Source organism: Lysinibacillus sp. 38-6, assembly GCF_046245175.1.
GTDB lineage: Bacteria > Bacillota > Bacilli > Bacillales_A > Planococcaceae > Lysinibacillus.
Window position 1 is genome coordinate 3,355,411 of the sequence record NZ_CP176417.1, and the last position, 20,987, is coordinate 3,376,397.

20 protein-coding genes, 1 tRNA gene, 1 rRNA gene, 1 other RNA gene and 1 pseudogene are annotated in these 20,987 nt (G+C 39.4%); 19 read left to right on the forward strand and 5 right to left on the reverse strand.

Going from position 1 to position 20,987, the window contains the following annotated elements; all coding sequences use genetic code 11:
• The first annotated feature begins 62 nt into the window (after positions 1 to 62).
• On the forward strand, positions 63 to 1,397 hold the full coding sequence (locus tag ACKVEV_RS17135; RefSeq protein ID WP_409367483.1) for a sigma 54-interacting transcriptional regulator: 1,335 nt from the start codon (positions 63 to 65) through the stop codon (positions 1,395 to 1,397).
• A gap of 201 nt (positions 1,398 to 1,598) precedes the next feature.
• Here the strand turns inward: ACKVEV_RS17135 and tadA are convergent, their stop codons facing one another.
• Positions 1,599 to 2,105 (reverse strand): tRNA adenosine(34) deaminase TadA, encoded by a 507-nt coding sequence (tadA, locus tag ACKVEV_RS17140; protein WP_409367484.1) that lies wholly within the window; start codon positions 2,103 to 2,105, stop codon positions 1,599 to 1,601.
• Positions 2,106 to 2,242: 137 nt separating this feature from the next.
• Here tadA and ACKVEV_RS17145 point away from each other — a divergent pair, with 137 nt between their 5' ends.
• From ACKVEV_RS17145 to ACKVEV_RS17195, 11 genes and pseudogenes are all read left to right on the forward strand, one after another.
• Complete coding sequence (locus ACKVEV_RS17145) at positions 2,243 to 2,578, forward strand: ArsR/SmtB family transcription factor (RefSeq protein WP_409367485.1); 336 nt, start codon at positions 2,243 to 2,245, stop codon at positions 2,576 to 2,578.
• 35 nt (positions 2,579 to 2,613) lie between these two features.
• The gene (locus tag ACKVEV_RS17150; protein ID WP_409367486.1) at positions 2,614 to 3,570 is read left to right on the forward strand and encodes a cation diffusion facilitator family transporter; all 957 of its coding nucleotides are present in this window, start codon (positions 2,614 to 2,616) and stop codon (positions 3,568 to 3,570) included.
• Between the two features lie 79 nt (positions 3,571 to 3,649).
• On the forward strand, positions 3,650 to 3,982 hold the full coding sequence (locus ACKVEV_RS17155; RefSeq protein ID WP_409367487.1) for a metal-sensitive transcriptional regulator: 333 nt from the start codon (positions 3,650 to 3,652) through the stop codon (positions 3,980 to 3,982).
• 56 nt (positions 3,983 to 4,038) lie between these two features.
• Positions 4,039 to 4,245, forward strand: a complete 207-nt coding sequence (copZ, locus tag ACKVEV_RS17160) for a copper chaperone CopZ (RefSeq protein ID WP_409367488.1) — start codon at positions 4,039 to 4,041, stop codon at positions 4,243 to 4,245.
• A gap of 81 nt (positions 4,246 to 4,326) precedes the next feature.
• On the forward strand, positions 4,327 to 6,738 hold the full coding sequence (locus ACKVEV_RS17165) for a heavy metal translocating P-type ATPase (RefSeq protein WP_409367489.1): 2,412 nt from the start codon (positions 4,327 to 4,329) through the stop codon (positions 6,736 to 6,738).
• A gap of 486 nt (positions 6,739 to 7,224) precedes the next feature.
• Complete coding sequence (locus tag ACKVEV_RS17170) at positions 7,225 to 7,863, forward strand: deoxynucleoside kinase (RefSeq protein WP_409367490.1); 639 nt, start codon at positions 7,225 to 7,227, stop codon at positions 7,861 to 7,863.
• Positions 7,860 to 8,528: a deoxynucleoside kinase gene (locus tag ACKVEV_RS17175; RefSeq protein WP_409367491.1), complete on the forward strand. Its 669-nt coding sequence runs from the start codon at positions 7,860 to 7,862 to the stop codon at positions 8,526 to 8,528. Before ACKVEV_RS17170 ends, ACKVEV_RS17175 begins: the two co-directional genes overlap by 4 nt.
• 410 nt (positions 8,529 to 8,938) lie before the next feature.
• Positions 8,939 to 9,487, forward strand: coding sequence for a TIGR00730 family Rossman fold protein (locus ACKVEV_RS17180; RefSeq protein ID WP_409367492.1), 549 nt, complete (start codon positions 8,939 to 8,941; stop codon positions 9,485 to 9,487).
• 222 nt (positions 9,488 to 9,709) lie between these two features.
• A pseudogene (locus ACKVEV_RS17185) lies at positions 9,710 to 9,955 on the forward strand (PAS domain-containing protein); the annotation flags it as partial.
• Positions 9,935 to 10,537 carry a methyl-accepting chemotaxis protein gene (locus ACKVEV_RS17190; protein WP_409370580.1) on the forward strand — a complete coding sequence of 201 codons (603 nt, stop codon included), beginning with the start codon at positions 9,935 to 9,937 and terminating at the stop codon, positions 10,535 to 10,537. The pseudogene ACKVEV_RS17185 and the gene ACKVEV_RS17190, both read left to right, overlap by 21 nt.
• Before the next feature lie 133 nt (positions 10,538 to 10,670).
• On the forward strand, positions 10,671 to 11,291 hold the full coding sequence (locus ACKVEV_RS17195; RefSeq protein ID WP_409367493.1) for an RraA family protein: 621 nt from the start codon (positions 10,671 to 10,673) through the stop codon (positions 11,289 to 11,291).
• A gap of 46 nt (positions 11,292 to 11,337) precedes the next feature.
• On the opposite strand, the gene ACKVEV_RS17200 is transcribed toward ACKVEV_RS17195, so the two are convergent.
• From ACKVEV_RS17200 to ACKVEV_RS17215, 4 genes are all read right to left on the reverse strand, one after another.
• Positions 11,338 to 12,612 carry a cation:dicarboxylate symporter family transporter gene (locus ACKVEV_RS17200; protein ID WP_409367494.1) on the reverse strand — a complete coding sequence of 425 codons (1,275 nt, stop codon included), beginning with the start codon at positions 12,610 to 12,612 and terminating at the stop codon, positions 11,338 to 11,340.
• Between the two features lie 90 nt (positions 12,613 to 12,702).
• Positions 12,703 to 13,581 (reverse strand): response regulator, encoded by an 879-nt coding sequence (locus ACKVEV_RS17205; protein WP_340821479.1) that lies wholly within the window; start codon positions 13,579 to 13,581, stop codon positions 12,703 to 12,705.
• Entirely contained in the window at positions 13,582 to 14,844 is a 1,263-nt protein-coding gene (locus ACKVEV_RS17210) for an ATP-binding protein (protein ID WP_409367495.1), read from the reverse strand.
• 145 nt (positions 14,845 to 14,989) lie between these two features.
• Positions 14,990 to 15,082, reverse strand: a tRNA-Ser gene (locus ACKVEV_RS17215).
• Positions 15,083 to 15,264: 182 nt separating this feature from the next.
• On the opposite strand from ACKVEV_RS17215, the gene ffs reads away from it, so the two are divergent.
• From ffs to ACKVEV_RS17250, 7 genes are all read left to right on the forward strand, one after another.
• Positions 15,265 to 15,532, forward strand: an RNA gene (gene ffs, locus ACKVEV_RS17220) — signal recognition particle sRNA large type.
• 144 nt (positions 15,533 to 15,676) lie between these two features.
• Entirely contained in the window at positions 15,677 to 17,464 is a 1,788-nt protein-coding gene (dnaX, locus tag ACKVEV_RS17225) for a DNA polymerase III subunit gamma/tau (protein ID WP_409367496.1), read from the forward strand.
• 20 nt (positions 17,465 to 17,484) lie between these two features.
• Complete coding sequence (locus ACKVEV_RS17230) at positions 17,485 to 17,799, forward strand: YbaB/EbfC family nucleoid-associated protein (protein WP_409367497.1); 315 nt, start codon at positions 17,485 to 17,487, stop codon at positions 17,797 to 17,799.
• Positions 17,800 to 17,810: 11 nt separating this feature from the next.
• Positions 17,811 to 18,407, forward strand: coding sequence for a recombination mediator RecR (gene recR / locus ACKVEV_RS17235; RefSeq protein WP_409367498.1), 597 nt, complete (start codon positions 17,811 to 17,813; stop codon positions 18,405 to 18,407).
• A 13-nt stretch (positions 18,408 to 18,420) separates the two neighbouring features.
• On the forward strand, positions 18,421 to 18,636 hold the full coding sequence (locus ACKVEV_RS17240; protein ID WP_409367499.1) for a YaaL family protein: 216 nt from the start codon (positions 18,421 to 18,423) through the stop codon (positions 18,634 to 18,636).
• 69 nt (positions 18,637 to 18,705) lie between these two features.
• Complete coding sequence (locus tag ACKVEV_RS17245) at positions 18,706 to 18,978, forward strand: pro-sigmaK processing inhibitor BofA family protein (RefSeq protein WP_409367500.1); 273 nt, start codon at positions 18,706 to 18,708, stop codon at positions 18,976 to 18,978.
• Positions 18,979 to 19,267: 289 nt separating this feature from the next.
• Positions 19,268 to 20,820 (forward strand): 16S ribosomal RNA (locus ACKVEV_RS17250).
• Positions 20,821 to 20,987: the final 167 nt, after the last annotated feature.

The following is a 20,987-nucleotide window of genomic DNA, read 5'->3' on the forward strand; positions in this document are numbered from 1 at the left end:
TCATTATTTTAGAAAATTCGTTATAATGAATATAATTCATGGGGACAAGGGGGGAATGATTCGTGGTTCCACATCAATTTGCACAAGCATTAAAAGAGTTTGATAATGTTTTAATCACCGATGAAAAAGGCTGCGCAATTTTTTACGATTTAGCAGATTTAAATATATTGTTAGAAATCGGCATAACACCAGATGAATTTTTCCAAAAAACCGTGACGGATAACTATCAAAATTTATCAGCTGATACAAGTACTATTTTTAAAGTATTGCGTACAGGACAACCCATCATTTATTTTGAACAAGTTTTGACCACGTTAAATGGTTTTAGCTATAAATCGCTTAGCTCAACCTATCCGATTATCGAAAATGGAGAAGTTATTGGGGCTATTGAGTTTTCAAAGCATTTTTACGAAAGTATTCAAATAAAATATTTGGATCATTTCCATGGCCATAAATTATACAGAGATAACTATACCAATTATCGTTTAGAAGACTTAATTTCTGTAAATGCGGAAATGAAAGCTCAAATTGACAAGGCTCGCCGAGGAGCAAAGAAAAATTCATCGATTTTAATTACAGGGGAAACAGGTACAGGAAAAGAGATTATAGCTCAAGGCATTCATAATGAAAGCGAGCGATTTACGAAGCCTTATATTGTACTAAACTGTGCCATATTAACAGAAGACAATATTTTTCAGCAGCTTTACGGTTATGAGGCTGAAGGAAAAAAGGGGAAATTGCAAGAAGCGAATGGGGGCACATTACTCATTGATCAGCTCAATACACTTGATTTAGCTTTACAGGCTAAATTATTGCACGCAGTAGATTTGAAAATGTTGAATGGGGAGCCACTAGATGTTCGTTATATTACGACAGTCAATGAAGATGTAGATCAGTTGTTAATGGACAAAAGATTACGTGAAGATTTGTTTTATCGTCTAAACGTTATGCAAATCGATTTACCACCGCTTCAACTGCGTAAAGAAGATATACCTGCTATTCTTGATTTTTATATTCAATTTTATAATGAGCATACCATTCAAAAAAGTGTTCGTTATAGTGATGAAGTACTTCAATTATTTTATGAATATCATTGGCCAGGAAATGTACGGGAGTTAAAAAATGCGCTCGAAACAGCCTATAACAATTTAATAGGACAAGAAATTTTAGTAGAGCATATTCCCCAACGCATTGTAAGAACGGTGCAACAAAAAGCGCAACCTGCCATGCCCAATATTCATTCAGGTCATTTACGAGATTTAACAGAAGCTTACGAGCGCTTAATTATTGCTGAAAAATTGCGTGAAACGGAAGGCCGCTTAGCGGAAACAGCCCGCCGTTTAGGCATTTCACGTCAGCTACTAAAATATAAATGTTTAAAATACGAGTTGTTGTAAAAATTTTTTTACAAAAAGGAGATAAAAATTTATCTCCTTTTTTCATGCGCTAAAATTTCTTATGATGTAGCTAAATCTTGTTATGATGATGCTGTCGCTGCTACGACACATTTCATATATATCGCCATCCCCATAATCATAGATAGAAAAGGTACCCCCAGACATTCGGAGGTACCTTTTCTTATGGACTACAGATGACAATCAGCTTTCCTCTATTAATTTACGTGCTTTTTTTTCTGCTTTTTTGCGCTCCCGTAATGCTCGGAAAAAATCTGTTAAAATTTGACCGCATTGTTCAGCCATCATACCTTCAGTAACATCACACGCATGGTTGAAACGTGCATCATTTAATAAATGATAAAGTGAATCAACACACCCTGCTTTTATATCTCGTGCACCGTAGACGACCCGAGGTACGCGTGACTGCAGAATAGCCCCGGCACACATAGGGCAAGGTTCTAGTGTGACATAGAGTGTAGTTTCTTCGAGACGCCAACTACCCAGTTGTTTACAGGCTTCTTGAATAACCATTAATTCCGCATGTGTTGTTGCATTTTGTGTGGTTTCACGTAAATTATGCGCGCGCGCAATAACCTCTCCTTTATAGACAAGAACAGCTCCGATCGGCACCTCCCCAAGCAAGGCAGCTTTTTTAGCTTCTTCAAGGGCTTGGCCCATAAATAAACGATCTTTTTCAAAAATATCCACTAGTATCTCTCCTTATAGGTAGTGTATCACGGGGATTGCGTTTTGTGTTTTGCTATAGATTGACATTTCTAAAATAACCCTTTATATTTATATATGAACACATGCTCATATATAAATATAAAGTAGGAGGAACAAAAATGGAGGAACAAGTGAAAGCTGTAGAAGTGGAGAATAGAAAGGGCCAGCATCTAGATGAAGAAACATTATTTGTTGTATCGCAAACATTTAAAGCATTAAGTGATCCGACGAGAATACGCATTTTAAATTTATTATGTTCAGATGAGCACTCGGTTAACGATATTGCGGAAATTTTGGACTTAAGTCAATCAACAGTCTCTCACCAATTGCGGTTTTTAAAAAATTTACGATTAGTAAAATTCAGAAGAGAAGGCACAACGTTATTTTATTCAAAAGATGATGACCACATTATGAATTTATTGAAGCAAGCCATTGAACATGCTACACATAACTAAAATTTTGTATTAATTCATTTTTGGAGGGGAAAACGATGGGGCACAATCACGATCATGGCCATGATCATACACATGGCGCAAATAAAAAGGTACTTTTACTATCCTTTATCATCATTACGAGTTATATGGTTGTTGAAGCAATTGGTGGTTATGTAACGAATAGTTTGGCGTTGTTATCAGATGCTGGACATATGTTAAGCGATTCGATTTCACTAGCAATTGCACTGCTTGCTTTTATATTTGGGGAAAAAGCAGCAAGCTATAGTAAAACGTATGGCTATAAACGGTTTGAAATATTAGCTGCAGTGTTAAACGGTGTAACTTTAATTTTAATTGCATTATTTATTTTCTATGAAGCTATAGAGCGTTTTGTAAATCCTCCTGAAGTGGCGACGACAGGTATGCTCATTATTAGTGTTATTGGGCTGGTAATTAATATTTTAGTCGCATGGATCATGATGCGTGGCGGCGATACACAAGACAACTTAAATATGCGCGGTGCATTTTTACATGTCCTTAGTGATATGCTTGGTTCTGTTGGTGCTATCATTGCCGCATTAGTCATTATGTTTTTCGGCTGGGGCTGGGCAGATCCGCTTGCAAGTGTCATTGTGGCATTATTAGTTCTACGCAGTGGATATTATGTCACAAAAGCTGCTGTCCATGTTCTAATGGAAGGAACACCATCAAATGTCGATGTACAGGAGATTGTTAGCATACTCGAGCAAACAGCAGGTGTGCAAAGTATCCATGACCTTCATATTTGGACGATTACGAGTGGCACAAACGCGCTTTCCTGTCATGCAGTTGTCGATAGTCAACTAAACATTGGCGAGAGTGAGCATATATTACGCGAAATTGAACATAATCTTGAACATAAGGGTATAAAGCATGTAACGATTCAATTGGAAACTGTAGCGAATCGTCACGATGAATCAATTTTATGTAATATAAAAAATGAGCAAGCTCATCATAATCACGAGCATGATTAAAAATTTTAAAAAATGGAAACGCCTATTTACATACCCTTCGTGGGTATAGTATGATGAAGGGGAAATAGGAGGTGAACAGATGGAGGACACAGTGAAAGAGGATGCTTGTCATTCAGAAGAAAATGCGTCGTGTCGAAAAAGTCATCACCCTGAACGTGTAAAAAAAGACTTAACAACTCGTCTAAACCGAGTCGAGGGTCAAATTCGAGGCATTAAGGGAATGATTGAAAAAGACGTTTACTGTGATGATATAATAACGCAGCTGTCTGCCACGCAATCAGCTTTAAATAGCGTAGCGAAAATTTTATTAGAAGGTCATTTAAAAGGCTGTGTCGTGGATCGCCTATCTGAAGGTGATGAGTCAGTCTTAGATGAGTTAGTCGTAACCATTCAAAAATTGATGAAAAAATAATTTTACGGGTAGTTACTCTATATAGTATTTTAATTTAACTTAAAGGAGAGATAATTATGCAAAACGTAACATTAAACGTACAAGGAATGTCTTGTGGACATTGTGTCAATGCAGTAGAAAAAAGTGTGGGCGCACTAGCTGGTGTAGAACAAGTAAAAGTAAATTTGGCGGATGGTTTGGTAGATGTAGCGTTTGACGATGCACAAGTATCACTTGCACAAATTAAAGAAACAATTGACGATCAAGGCTACGAGGTAGAATAAGATAAGTAGGGTGCTCCAAAAGCACTCTATTATTTTCAAATTTATATACCCCTATATGGTATAGAAAGAGGTGGAAAGGTAATGAGTTCTGATGTCAAAGAAACAAACCTACAAATTACAGGTATGACTTGTGCAGCGTGTGCTACTCGAATCGAGAAAGGCTTAAACAAAATGGAGGGTGTCGAGCAAGCAACTGTTAACTTGGCGCTTGAAAAGTCCTCTATAAAATATGATCCAACAAAATTGAGTGAAGCAGATTTTGAAAAAAAGATTGAAGCATTAGGTTATGGTGTGGTGAAACAAAAGACTGAACTTGATATTACAGGCATGACTTGCGCAGCATGTGCCACACGTATAGAAAAGGGGTTAAATAAACTGTCTGGCGTATCAACGGCTTCTGTTAACTTGGCGCTTGAAAAAGCGACAATTGAATTTAATCCAACGGAACTGTCTGTAGCTGACATTATCGGGAAGGTTGAGAAATTAGGTTATGGAGCGCACCAGAAAGCAGATGAGCAAGCAACAGAAGATCATCGAGAAAAAGCGATAAAACAACAGCAACAAAAACTTATTTTCGCGGCCATTCTTTCACTACCATTACTGTGGACGATGGTTGGTCACTTTTCTTTTACATCGTTTTTATATGTGCCTGATTTTTTAATGAATCCTTGGGTGCAATTAGTGTTAGCTACGCCGGTTCAATTTATTATTGGTAAACAATTTTACGTAGGAGCATATAAAGCCTTACGAAATGGCAGTGCTAATATGGATGTTCTTGTTGTCATGGGGACGTCAGCAGCATATTTCTACAGCGTTTACCAAGCAATTGTTACAATTAATTCGCACCACGGACCACATCTATATTTTGAAACGAGTGCGGTGTTAATTACATTAATATTATTAGGTAAATTATTCGAGGCAAAAGCAAAAGGTCGTTCATCGGAAGCTATTAAAAAGCTCATGGGCCTACAAGCAAAATCTGCTATCGTTGTGCGAGACGGCGTAGAAAAAGAAGTCCCGTTAGAAGAAGTTATGATAGGTGATATTTTATTAGTTAAACCAGGTGAAAAAATTCCTGTAGATGGTGCCGTATTAGAGGGCACAACGGCTGTTGATGAATCAATGCTAACTGGAGAAAGCCTTCCGGTAGATAAAAAGCAAGGCGATGTATTATACGGTTCCACTATTAATAAAAATGGTTTTATAAAAATGTCGGCAACGAAAGTTGGTCGAGACACGGCGCTTGCTCAAATTATTAAAGTTGTAGAAGATGCGCAAGGTTCAAAGGCGCCTATTCAACGTTTAGCTGACCAAATTTCCGGCATTTTCGTACCAATTGTCGTGGGCATTGCGATTGTCACATTCCTTGTTTGGATTTTATGGGTGAAACCAGGTGAATTTACGCCTGCACTTGAAGTGTTAATTGCTGTACTTGTGATTGCTTGCCCTTGTGCGCTAGGCCTAGCAACACCAACCTCTATTATGGCAGGCTCTGGTCGAGCAGCAGAGTTTGGTATTTTATTTAAAGGTGGCGAGCATTTAGAGCAGACGCAACGCATTGATACAGTCGTTGTCGATAAAACAGGTACAGTGACACACGGAAAACCTGTCTTAACGGACGTTATACTTGCAGCCAATCAAGAGGAAGCGCATGTTCTTTCATTAATTGGTGCGGCAGAAAAACAATCGGAGCATCCGTTAGCACAAGCAATTGTGCAAGGAATTGAGGAGCGAGGCATTGAGCTTGGCGCTGTTCAATTTTTTGAGGCCATTCCAGGCTACGGTGTGCAAGCAACCGTTTCGGGTCAAGGGGTAGTAATTGGAACGCGTAAATTAATGCAACAATACGATATAGATATACAGTCGATATTGCCGACAATGGAACAGTTAGAAGAGAGCGGTAAAACGGCAATGTTAGCAGCGATTAATGGTCAATATGCTGGTCTTGTTGCTGTAGCAGATACGGTAAAGGATACTTCCAAAGCAGCCATTCACCGTTTACAAGAAATGGGTATTACGGTCATTATGATGACGGGCGATAACAAACGGACAGCGCATGCAATCGGTGAAGAGGTTGGTGTCAATGATGTGATTGCGGAAGTACTGCCTGAAGGAAAAGCGGATGAAGTGAAAAAACTCCAAGCTGCTGGCAAACATGTCGCGATGGTCGGTGATGGCATTAATGATGCGCCTGCATTGGCAACGGCAGATATAGGGATGGCCATTGGAACGGGCACAGACGTGGCAATGGAGGCAGCAGATATAACGCTAATTCGCGGCGATTTAAATAGCATTGCGGATGCAATCATTATGAGTCGTAAAACAATGCGCAATATTAAACAAAACCTATTTTGGGCATTTGCTTATAATACATTAGGTATTCCAATTGCTGCGATGGGCCTACTTGCACCATGGGTAGCGGGCGCAGCGATGGCGTTCAGCTCCGTATCCGTTGTATTAAATGCCCTGCGCTTACAACGAGTGAAATTATAGTCCCAGGCACTCAAACAATTTACACACAATTCTATTAGAAAAAGTCCACGAAGACTCCTGCTCACAATGCACGGTTCGAAAGTCACAACAAACAATGCGCTAGCGTCGGTTGTGCTTACAACGTGCCCGCAGAGAAAGCGCAGTGGGCTTTTTCTTAGTCAATAGGATGTAAAATATGAGCAACTCGCGATGGCCGCACTTTATCGTGTGCGGAAAAGCGCCTACCATGTTGGAAATTATAGTAAGTCTCAGGCCCATTATAGTGGGTCTTTTTTTATGGTTGCTTTGAATGCTATTTTATTGGATTACCACTCTATTTTGCATATAAAATAATGGTATAAATTGAGATTCATGTTGATTCTGTTTTTCATTTTCTCACTATGATACAATGAAAAGCACTGATTCATTTTTAGTATTATAGAATAGAGCCTAAAAATAATGGCATAATTGACTCATAGAATCCTAAACATAAAGGAGGAACTTCTAGTGACGGTTCCATTTGTTGCGATAGAAGGTCCGATTGGTGTGGGCAAAACTTCTTTGGCAAAAGAGGTAGCAGCGACATTTAATTACCATCTATTAAAAGAAATAGTAGACGAAAATCCATTTTTAAATAAGTTTTATGAAGATATCGAGGAATGGAGTTTCCAAACGGAAATGTTCTTCCTATGTAATCGCTATAAGCAATTAACAGATATTAAAAAACTACGTTTAGCACAAAAAACAGCTGTCGTATCGGACTATCATATTTTTAAAAATTTAATTTTTGCGAAGCGTACGTTAGCACCTACCGAGTATGATAAATATGAGGAAATCTATCAAATTTTAACGAAAGACATGCCTGTGCCAAATGTAGTTGTTTATTTACATGCCAGTGTCGATACGTTAATGCAACGCATTGCCAAGCGAGGCCGTGAATTTGAGAAAATGATTTCACGTGAATATATGGAGCAACTGGTAGCAGACTATCATACTTTTACTGAGCATTTTGAAAAGTTGCATCCTGAAATCCCTGTTATTCGATTTAATGGAGATCAGCTTGATTTTGTAAAAAACCCGCAAGATTTACAATATGTTTTAAAAACAATTGAAGATACGATTCAACAAAGGAGCATGCAACAATGAATTTGAGAGAGAAATATGATATTCCACCACAAACGGTTATTACAATTGCCGGTACTGTTGGTGTAGGAAAATCAACGATGACAAAGGCGTTGGCAGAAGCACTTAATTTCCGAACATCATTTGAAAAGGTAGACACAAATCCGTATTTAGATAAATTTTATGATGACTTTGAAAAATGGAGCTTCCATTTACAAATATATTTCTTAGCTGAACGTTTTAAAGAGCAAAAGCGTATTTTTGAATACGGTGGTGGCTTTGTACAAGATCGCTCGATTTATGAAGATACAGGGATTTTTGCAAAAATGCATTATGATAAAGGGACAATGAGCCCAATCGATTACGAGACATATCGTAATTTATTCGATGCGATGGTGATGACTCCATATTTCCCACACCCAGACTTAGTCGTGTACTTAGAGGGACCGATCGATGATGTCATTGGTCGTATTCAAGAGCGTGGTCGTGAGATGGAGCAACAAACGCCAAATGATTACTGGATTGAAATGCATGAGCGCTATGAAAACTGGATTAATAATTTTAATTCATGCCCTGTATTACGTTTAGATATTAATGATTACGATTTATTAAAAAATCCGGATGCAATTGAATCAATTGTGAGCCGTATTAGTCATATGCTAAAACAAACAAGCCATTTACGAAAATAGGAGCAATACTAGGAAAACCCTGAGCTTTAAAACAAGGGCATTCCATGCGTTCTGGCCGAAAGCGAAGCGGCAGGCACAAACAAGCCATTTACGAAAATAGGAGCAATTTCGCCGATACTTTAAACGAGGACACTCCATGCGTTCTGGCCGAAAGCGAAGCGGCAGGCACAAACAAGCCATTTACGAAAATAGGAGCAGTACTAGGAAAACCCTGAGCTTTAAAACAAGGACACTCCATGCGTTCTGGCCGAAAGCGAAGCGGCAGGCGAAACAAGCTATTTGTAAAAATAGAAGTGAATGAATAAAGTAATACTAAAAGTAAATTCGTAAGGCTAAATACTAAAAAAGACCAGAAGACGTGAGACAATACAAAGCCTATTGTTATCACGTCTTTTGTAATAGGGGGAATAATGATGAGAATTGCGGTATATTGTGGTTCGGGATTAGGCAATAACCCAATCTATGCTGAACAGGCAACGGAATTAGGAACAGTATTAGCACAAAATGGTCATGGTGTTGTCTATGGTGGTTCTAAAATGGGATTAATGGGGAAAGTAGCCGATGCAACGTTAGCAGCAGGTGGCGATGTCATCGGTGTGATGCCGACGCATTTACAGAAACAAGAAAGCGTCCACGTTTCGTTGACAGAAATCCATTTCGTAGAATCAATGCATGTCCGCAAGGCAAAAATGGTGGAGCTAGCCGATGCTTTTATTGCGTTACCTGGGGGTGGCGGTACACTAGATGAATATTTTGAAGTATTTACATGGGCTCAAATAGGTTTACATGCAAAGCCTGTTATTTTATTTAATGTGAATGGTTTTTATGATGCACTTTTACAGCATTTTACGCGCATGTTAGAAGAAGGTTTTATACGTGCAGAACAAAAATCGTTGATTCGTATAGCTACAACAGCAGATGAAGTTTTATCCATTTTAAATGAAGAAAAACATAATTGAGCATAAATACACTAAAAATACAAATTTATAGTATTTTTAAGATGCTATTAGATATATTATAATATATGACAATGAAAATATTTCTAAAATAATTTAATAGATAAAAACGAATAGTAAAAAAGAATGATGGAGGTGGATGTTATGCAGAAAAATGATACACAAGTCACGGATGATTTAGTCGTTCAGGCAATTGAACGCAATATAGCGATTATTCGCTTTGATATGAATCGAAAAGTAGCTTATGTAAATGAGCTTTTTGCACAAACGATGGGCTATACAGTAGAAACAATGATGGGAAAAGACCATAGGGAATTTTGTTTCCCTCATTTTGCAAAAAGTCTTGAATATGAAAGATTTTGGCGCAACCTAGCAGCGGGTAAAAGCTATCAAGATAAAATAGAGCGTATGGATGCACAAGGAAATAGTATATGGCTTGAGGCGACTTATATGCCTGTATTTGATAATAACTCTAGAAGAGTCATTGGCGTTTCCAAAATCGCTACAAATATTACTGAACGTCAAAACACGATTGTTCATGTCGCAGATCAGTTGAAGCAAATGTCCACCGAGCTTTTTAGTCGTTCAGAGGCAGGCATAAAAAATAGTGAGAATCTACTGGAAACGATTCAACAAGTGTCAAAGGAATCTACGGAGAATGCAAAAAATCTCGCTCAATTGCAAAATCAAGCAGAATCTATAAAAGGTATTGTCAAAACGATTCAAGGCATTGCGTCTCAAACAAACTTGCTCGCCTTAAATGCAGCAATTGAAGCCGCAAGAGCAGGGGAGTATGGAAGAGGTTTTGATGTTGTCGCCAAAGAAGTGCGAAAGCTTTCAGTAAGAGTCGAGCAATCCATCGCAGAAGTGAAAGATAATGTGGAAGGGATTGTACGTGAAATCGAGCAAGTGACAGATAGCATTACGCGAATTTCCGAAGAAGTTGAAAAGACCAATGGGCAAATTAATGTGACGACAAGCGACTTTGCCGAAATTGCTTCTGCTGCAGAGGCACTAGATGCACGCTCCAAACAATTTATCGAAATCATATAAGAGATACCTGAGGCGTTAATATTGCCTTAGGTTTTTTATTTTAACTAAATTTTCTGAATTATATTGAAATAGTAGATAGTTTTTATTTACAATTATGATGGAAGGCATTCATAAAATTATAGGGGTGTTTTACATGACAAAGGTGGAAGTAAGTTTTAAGCATTTACCAACGACGGCCATTTCAGATGCAACAGGTGGACATACGAATTTACGTAGTGACATTAAACCGTTAGCCGATCATTTTAAAATAGCAGGCCGTGCGGTTACTGTGCGTTTACCAGATGGGGAAAATGGGGCGGTTTTAGAAGCCATTCGAGCGGCTAGTGAGGGTGATATTTTAGTCATTGATGCAAAGGGCAATACAAATCGTGCCGTTGCAGGGGATTTTGTTATTTCATTGGCAAAGGGCATTGGTGTACAGGGCTTTGTTGTTGACGGCGTTATTCGCGATATTGCGGCTATCCGAGAGCTAGATTTCCCTGTATTTGCCCTTGGGACAACCGTAGCAGCAGGTAATAAAAATGGCGGTGGTAAAGTAAATGGTCCAATTGCTATTGGTGGCGTGACGGTACAACCTGGTGATTATATTATTGGCGATATCGATGGTGTTATTGTTGTGCCACAAGAAGATGCAGAGCGCATTGTCGCTGCTGCTGAAGCAAAAGTTGAAAAGGATGAAGTGCGCGCCCAAGAAGCACATGCTAACGGCAAAGAATCGATTATTGCCTATTTAGATAAAGTATTGGCAAAATAAAAAAATCCTCACGATGTATTTTTCCATCGTGAGGATTTTCTTAAACTTATGCTAAATTTTCATTGTCTTTAAAGTAGTTTTTCATTTTTTCTTTATCGAAGCGACCTTCCCATTTCGCCATGACTAATGACGCTAGAGAGTTACCGATTACGTTTACTACTGTACGTCCCATATCAAGAATACGGTCGATACCTGCAATGAATGCTAAGCCTTCAATTGGAATACCAACAGTACCTAAAGTTGCAAGTAATACTACGAATGATACGCCTGGTACACCCGCAATCCCTTTAGATGTAACCATTAGGACAAGCATTAACGTAATTTGTTCTCCGATACTTAAGTGGATACCATACATTTGGGCAATGAATAATGCAGCGATTGCTTGATACAATGTTGAACCATCAAGGTTAAAGGAATAACCTGTAGGAATAACAAAGGAAACAATATCTTTCGGTGCACCTAGCTTCTCCATTTTCATCATTACGCGCGGTAATACTGCTTCCGAACTAGCAGTAGAGAAGGCTAAAATTAATTCGTCTTTTAACACTTTAATTAAGTAGAAAATATTGACGCCTGCGAATTTTGCCACAAGTCCAAGAACGATGAAGATGAAGAAAATCATCGTTGCATAAACAAGAATTGCTAATTTGCCAAGCGGGATAAGGGAAGCAAACCCATATTTGGAAACGGTTACACCGATTAAACCAAATACCCCAATTGGAGCAAATTTCATCACAAGGTTCGTTACCCAGAACATTGCGTCCGCTACACCTTGGAAGAAGTCTAATACTGGCTTACCTCGTTCTCCAATTGCAGCTACCCCTAAACCAAAGATGACAGAGAAGAAGATGATGGCAAGCATATTGCCTTCAGCCATTGATTGAATAATATTTGTCGGTACAATACCTACGATAATATCAAAAGGACCTTCGTGCTGTACTTCTTCAGTTGTTGAAACGTATTTTGAAATATCCCCTTGTGAAAGTTCGTTCATATTTATGCCAGCACCTGGATGGAACAGGTTTGCTGATAGTAAACCAACAACAATTGCGACTGTTGTGATAATTTCAAAGTAAATAAGCGTTTTACCGCCTAATCTTCCGAGCTGTTTAATGTCTCCAGTTCCAGCAACACCAACAATTAAAGTCGAAATGATAATAGGTACCACAATCATCTTAATTAGATGTAGAAAAATATCTCCTAGTGGTTGTAAATATGTCTCAATTTTGGGGTTTCCATAAAAGATACCACCAACGATTATCCCTAAAATCAAACCGATTAAAATTTGAGCGGCTAAACTGATTTTAAATTTCTTTTTCAAAATCTTAATTCCTCCCCTATTAAAATTTTTAGGACATGCCTTACTTTAATAATACGGAGGACTTATGAAATCCGACAAAATCCGATAAAATTAATTTACTTTTGTTAAAATGTCTGAATATAACACCTGAATAAACTTCTTAATATTGACCTTTGCCTTACGATTACCGTGGTCTTCGATTTGCGTCATCAGCTGGCGAATCTCTTTAAAGTCAAAGTATCGAGGCGCATAGTATTCAAATTCTGAGTTTGTATAATCCACTACCCCTAAATTGGCGAGATTAATCATCGCTGCTAAAATGGTTCGCCGCACACGCTGTTCAATCGCTTTACTCTCTTTTAATATTTCATCTGGAGTAGCCTTCGTAACAGCCGCTATTTCCTCATATAGTTCCTTTAGTGGAGGAAGTGGTGCAATTTTATGCTGATGTGCTAGCAATGTCTCAATAATTGCGATTATATCCTCACTACCAATTTCACCGACAATACCCATATCGTTCAAGATAGATTGAATATGATCGCGTGATGTTGCTTTATTGTTTATCTGTTCGCTTAAGTCAATGTTCGTTAATGATTGCCGAATAACTAAAAGGGAATTTTTTAAGCGGAATTGTTCCGTCGTTTTACGTAAAACATTCTCAACTTCAATTCGGTTAATCGGCTTATGGATAAAGAAGTCGATTCCTTGTTCATACGCCTCACCAACCATTTCCTTATTGACAACTTGCGAAATCATAATAAACTGCCCTTCAAATCGATTTTGAAGGAGATGCTCCACCGTAGCAATCCCATCAAGCTTAGGCATGAGTAAATCGATTAGCACAAACTCTGGTTGTGTCATTAATATTTGTGGAATGGCATCCACTCCATTGCGTGCTTCACCGATGACTGTGCCTAAACCACTATCTTCAATAATTTGTTTTAGCATCACGCGGCTTGCACGGTCATCATCTACAATAAAATACCTCATTTAAGTCTCTCCCGTTAGAATAGTTTGCGTAGGAATTATAATTTTAAACACCGTTTTGTAGTTATTTGATTCAACTGAGATGGAGCCATTTAATTTAGAAATTAATTCAGCGACATGTGAAAGTCCAATTCCTGTAGCAGCTACACCTTCAACATTGTATTTTGTTGTGTAGCCAGGTTCAAAAATAATAGAGAGGTCACTTTCGGAGATGCCTTTTCCATCATCACTTACCGTTATTACAGTATCAACCTCTTGTTGCTGAATATCAATAGATACGACACCTTGTTCTGCTATTGCCTCAATAGCATTCGCTGTTAAATTGTTCAAAAGGGCTAGCAGGGCAATATGCTCGTGCGTTAGAAAATCAGTATCTAAACTAATGTCAAATTGTACTTCTTTACCGAGAAGCTCACTGTATTTGCGATTGCCATCTTCTATATAATGTAATAATTCTGATAATCTTAGTGAGCCAAAGCTCTTATCGCCGACTATTTTAGATAAACCTGCATAAATGCGTTGGGAATCTTTTTTTACCTCATGAATTTCCTGGGCAATATGAAGTGCCTGTATACTTTCTGAACGATTGCCTTGCGCTTTTAATTGGCGGTATAAATCAAAGCCATTGGCAGTAATCGTTTCAATATGGTTCATTGATTTTTTTAAATAAAGGGTCTCTACATACAAGTCTGAACCAATTGTCAGCATTTCTTGCACACGTTTTTTTTGCTCGGCAATAACAATGGAACTGTAAATACCAACAACAAAAAAACTACGTAACAGGGCAACAGCTAATAAAATGAGCAAGTCGTGAATAAATAAAATGGTATAAGATTGAACAAGAAAACGTAGCAATTGTTCTGCTAAATTGCTAATGACCTCACTGAAAGCTACGAGTAACCCGAGCTTTAGCGGTTTTTCACGATGCTGATGAATATTTAAAAGCTGTAGACATATTGCAAATAATAAATAAAATGTCCCGGCAGGTAAATGATTATATATAGCATCTATTAAAGATGTATTATGCGTATAGTAACTAATAGCGATTCGCAAAGTGGTCGTTACAATACTAGTTGCGATACCAGCTAAAATGATAGGTGTTGGTTTAAGTAAGGTGCATAAAAAGAATATGATTGTGCCTAAACCGAAACGAAACGAAGTATTCGCGAATGGGATAATTTTAATTTCACTTCCGATAGCTGTTAATATAGCAATGATGAGAATCCATGTGAGGGAAGTGCGAGATATAAAAATCTTTGAGTGCATATTACATATCCTCTCTAAATTATTAGTAGAGCAAAATAGCTAATAAAAAAATACCACAACCGAAACGGAAGTGGTATTGAATAAGTATGACATACAATTTTGAGCAAAAAAAAACGGCTACATCATGTAGTCGGATTTTAAAAAATGGAGGAGGTAGAGGGATTCGAACCCCCGCGCGGTGTTACCCGCCTGTCGGTTTTCAAGACCGATCCCTTCAGCCAGACTTGGGTATACCTCCATGTACTATTGCGTTGCTGTCTTATCGACAAGAACTAATTTATCATGTTTTTATTTTTACGTCAACATCTTTTATAAAAAACTTTTGATTTATAAACTGCAAAATTAATTTACTCGCAATGGACGTAAATAATTTGTGCAATTCGTTGCAATTTATGAAAACTGAAAGTATACTAGTTATTGCCGTGCTAGGTGGGAAGGTAGCGGTGTCCTGTAACTCGCAATCCGCTCTAGCGAGACTGAATTCCTTTTTCGAGGCTGTCCGTATTGTTTGGTCTGCCTTTTGCACGTAGTGTTGACGATTGGGTCCTGCGCAATGGATACCCATGAACCATGTCAGGTCCGGAAGGAAGCAGCATTAAGTGGTCTTATTCATGTGCCGCGGGGTTGCCTAATCTGAGCTAACGACAAGAGTAACGCTTATGTGCGGCTGTCGAAGAAAGGTGCACGGCATTAAATTGCCAATTCGAACGCATTCGTCTATTGTAGGCGAATGCGTTTTTTTTATACCCTAAAAAGGACAAGGTTTTATAAACAAGGCGGCCGATGCTATAATGGTTTTATTACTATTTAAAAAGAAGGGGAGAGGAAATCATTGACGTATCAAGCATTTTATCGTGTGTATAGACCGCAATCGTTCCGAGAAATGTCAGGTCAAGCACATGTCAAAAGAACGCTGCAAAATGCTCTCCTAGCGAATAAAACAACGCATGCATATTTGTTTTCTGGACCGCGTGGTACCGGGAAAACAAGTACAGCAAAAATTTTTGCCAAAGCTCTAAATTGCGAGCATGCGCCAGCAAGTGAACCATGTAATGAATGTGCAACTTGTTTAAGTATTACAGAGGGCTCTCATCCAGATGTAATTGAATTTGATGCGGCTTCCAATTCACGTGTTGAAGAAATACGTGACATTATTGAAAAAGTACGCTTTGCCCCTGCGAGTAGTAGGTTTAAAGTGTATATTATTGACGAAGTGCATATGCTGTCTACAAGTGCCTTCAATGCCCTTTTAAAAACATTAGAAGAACCACCACCACATGCTGTATTTATTTTAGCTACGACAGAACCTCATAAATTACCTGCGACGATTATTTCACGTTGTCAACGTTTTGACTTTAAACGACTTTCAACTAACGATATTATTGAGCGCATGAAGGTTGTACTAGAAGACATTGAGCTTCCATTTGAAGAACAAGGGCTAAAAGTAATTGCACAATCAGCTGCAGGCGGTATGCGTGATGCTTTAAGTTTGTTAGATCAAGTGGTTTCCTTTAGCGGCGAGATGCTGAAATTGGAAGATGCACTACTCGTTACGGGCTCAATTAGTCAGGATGTATTCTATGATTTAGCCGAAGCATTAAAAGTAAAAGATGTAGCACAAATGCTAGCCCTTTTAGAACAGCTAATTGCAGATGGTAAAGACCCGTTGCGCTTGTCGGAGGATTTAATTACATTTTTCCGCGATTTGCTTCTTCTACAAACGAGTGAGAATTTAGCAGAGCTTTTAGAGTTAGTATCGCCTGAGGAGCGCGTTTTTGCATTAGCGCATGATTTTGCGCCGGATATGCTTTATGGCTACATTGATATTTTAGCGAAAACGCAACAAGAAATGCGTTTCTCCCATCATACAAAAATTTATTTGGAAACAGCGCTGCTTAAAATGACGCAGTTTTCCGGTGGGGTAGCACATCCAGTGGGGACGTCGAGCGAAGCGACAATGAGCCCGGAATTGGCGCAAAAAATAGTCGCGTTGGAACAGATGGTGCAACAATTATCAGCGCAATTACAAAATGGTGTACCTGCACAATCTGTTCAGGCTACGAAGGAACAACGTCCTCGTGCAAAAAGTTCCAATGGCTACAAGGCTCCTACTGGCCGTATTCAAGAAGTACTAAAGGACGCGACGAAGCAAGATGTCCAGCGTGTAAAAGCTGTTTGGGCGCAGGCATTAAATCAAATGCAAAAGTCGCAATCAGCTCTTTTAGCAGAAGCTGAACCTGTTGCGGCATCTTCAAGTGCTTTTGTGTTAAAATTCAAGTATGATATTCATTGTCAAATGGTTGCTGATAATCAAATGCTAAAGGCACAATTTACACAACTGATTGCAGGTCAAACGGGCACAATGTACGAAATGCTTTGTACACCTGAAGAAACCTGGTTAAAGTTGCGTGAAGAGTTTATTCGTGATCATGGCTTACACCAAAAGAAAACACAGCTAGATAGCGATGATCCGAATGTCGAGTTATTAGAACCACCACCGGCAGAAATGCCAGAAGAACCATTTATCGATGATGCCCAACCACTTGCATCACAGGATCCACTTGTGACGGAAGCGGAAAAGCTGTTTGGTAAGGATTTTATTGAAATTGTTGAAGAATGATTACTTAGGAGGAATAGGTTATGCGTGGAATGGGAAATATGCAAGGCATGATGAAGAAAATGCAAAAAATGCAAAAAGAAATGATGGAAGCACAAGAGGCTTTAAACGCTGAACATTTTGAAGGTGTTGCTGGCGGCGGTATGGTAAAGGTAACAGTTACTGGTCAACGTGAAGTTGTAGAAGTGAATCTTGATTCTTCAGTAGTAGACCCAGACGATATCGAAATGCTACAGGATTTAATTGTTGTTGCAACGAACGATGCACTTAAAAAAGTGGACGACAAAACAAATGCAACAATGGGTAAATTCACACAAGGCATGAACCTTCCATTCTAGGAGGTAACAATATGTATTACCCAGAACCAATATCTAAATTAATCGATAGTTTTATGAAATTGCCAGGTATCGGGCCGAAAACCGCGGCCCGACTGGCGTTTTTTGTGTTAACAATGAAAGAAGATGACGTTCTTTCCTTTTCAAAATCGTTAATCGATGCAAAACGCAATTTAAGCTATTGCTCTGTTTGCGGCAATATCACTGATGTAGACCCATGTCACATTTGTACTGATAAACAACGGGATGCTTCCGTAATTTGTGTTGTGCAAGATACGAAAGATGTGATTGCAATGGAAAAAATGCGTGATTATCATGGTAAGTATCATGTGTTGCAAGGGGCTATTTCTCCAATGGACGGTATTGGTCCAGAGGATATAAATGTAGCTTCACTTTTAGTCCGCCTACAAGATGAAACTGTACAGGAGCTTATATTAGCAACCAATTCTACTATTGAAGGTGAAGCAACTGCTATGTATATCTCTCGCCTTGTTAAGCCATCTGGCATTCGTACAACGCGTATTGCACACGGATTACCAGTAGGTGGAGATTTAGAATATGCTGATGAAGTAACGTTATCGAAGGCAATGGAAGGCCGCCGAGAGTTATGAGTGAGGGATTGAGATGTTCTTCCGCAATAAAGGAAAGCTAAAAAAGGAATTTGATGAAAAGCTTGTTCATCTAATTAAAGAAACAAAAGAAGATTTACAGCAAGCGAAAGTAATCGAAGAATTATTGAATGATTATGATTTAGAAGTGATTGCTCAACGGAAAGCTGCTGAAAGTATTCATTTCTATTTATTTAAAGAAGCTAGAATTCGGCGAGTGTTAATTAAATAATAGTAGAGAGTTATAGAAGCGACATAGGAATCATAAACTTACATCATTATTATCGAAGGAGGCAATCATATGCCGTGGATTGTAATTGTAAGTATTTGTGTACCTGTAGCGCTTCTTTTTCTTTATATAGTAGGAAGACAAGTTAAATTGGGGAAAGTGTTAGAAGGGCTATCTGTATTCTGGTTCCGTTTTGCATTTGCTTTTTTGTTATTATTCATAATTCATTTAGCTGTTGGATATAGCGGTTATAATGTGCCTATCAACCTGTTTTCTGTGTTCACTATTGCATTATTAGGCATTCCAGGAGTGCTAGGAATCACTTTTTTAATATTTTTCTTATAAAAGACTTGCAAACTAAAAATATTCTGGTATAGTAATAAGAGTCGTTAAGACAACAACAAAATAACTTATATAAAACAAAAAACAATTAAAATAAATTGTTGACATCGATTTGAAAAGATGGTATTATATAAGAGTTGCTGAAATAAAAGGCAACGAAAATGAACCTTGAAAACTGAACAAGCAAAACGTAATCAATATAGTTTCTAAGTTAACTTACGTTAGCGGTTGAAACAAAAATTTTGGACATCAAAATTGATGCCAGCAAACAATTTGAGCTAATCAAATTTCTTTTATGGAGAGTTTGATCCTGGCTCAGGACGAACGCTGGCGGCGTGCCTAATACATGCAAGTCGAGCGAACAGAAAAGGAGCTTGCTCCTTTGACGTTAGCGGCGGACGGGTGAGTAACACGTGGGCAACCTACCCTATAGTTTGGGATAACTCCGGGAAACCGGGGCTAATACCGAATAATCTGTTTTACTTCATGGTGAAACACTGAAAGACGGCATCTCGCTGTCGCTATAGGATGGGCCCGCGGCGCATTAGCTAGTTGGTGAGGTAACGGCTCACCAAGGCGACGATGCGTAGCCGACCTGAGAGGGTGATCGGCCACACTGGGACTGAGACACGGCCCAGACTCCTACGGGAGGCAGCAGTAGGGAATCTTCCACAATGGGCGAAAGCCTGATGGAGCAACGCCGCGTGAGTGAAGAAGGATTTCGGTTCGTAAAACTCTGTTGTAAGGGAAGAACAAGTACAGTAGTAACTGGCTGTACCTTGACGGTACCTTATTAGAAAGCCACGGCTAACTACGTGCCAGCAGCCGCGGTAATACGTAGGTGGCAAGCGTTGTCCGGAATTATTGGGCGTAAAGCGCGCGCAGGTGGTTTCTTAAGTCTGATGTGAAAGCCCACGGCTCAACCGTGGAGGGTCATTGGAAACTGGGAGACTTGAGTGCAGAAGAGGATAGTGGAATTCCAAGTGTAGCGGTGAAATGCGTAGAGATTTGGAGGAACACCAGTGGCGAAGGCGACTATCTGGTCTGTAACTGACACTGAGGCGCGAAAGCGTGGGGAGCAAACAGGATTAGATACCCTGGTAGTCCACGCCGTAAACGATGAGTGCTAAGTGTTAGGGGGTTTCCGCCCCTTAGTGCTGCAGCTAACGCATTAAGCACTCCGCCTGGGGAGTACGGTCGCAAGACTGAAACTCAAAGGAATTGACGGGGGCCCGCACAAGCGGTGGAGCATGTGGTTTAATTCGAAGCAACGCGAAGAACCTTACCAGGTCTTGACATCCCGTTGACCACTGTAGAGATATGGTTTTCCCTTCGGGGACAACGGTGACAGGTGGTGCATGGTTGTCGTCAGCTCGTGTCGTGAGATGTTGGGTTAAGTCCCGCAACGAGCGCAACCCTTGATCTTAGTTGCCATCATTTAGTTGGGCACTCTAAGGTGACTGCCGGTGACAAACCGGAGGAAGGTGGGGATGACGTCAAATCATCATGCCCCTTATGACCTGGGCTACACACGTGCTACAATGGACGATACAAACGGTTGCCAACTCGCGAGAGGGAGCTAATCCGATAAAGTCGTTCTCAGTTCGGATTGTAGGCTGCAACTCGCCTACATGAAGCCGGAATCGCTAGTAATCGCGGATCAGCATGCCGCGGTGAATACGTTCCCGGGCCTTGTACACACCGCCCGTCACACCACGAGAGTTTGTAACACCCGAAGTCGGTGAGGTAACCTTTTGGAGCCAGCCGCCGAAGGTGGGATAGATGATTGGGGTGAAGTCGTAACAAGGTAGCCGTATCGGAAGGTGCGGCTGGATCACCTCCTTTCTAAGGATATTTTCGGAATACAAACCTTGGGTTTGTAAGATTACGTTTTGCGTTCAGTTTTGAAGGTTCATCATTAAGATGAAACACTTCAAAACTGTGCTCCTGTCGCTACGCTTTCGTCGCAAATCTGCGAAGAAGTAGAAACAGGTAGTGAATTTGTTCTTTGA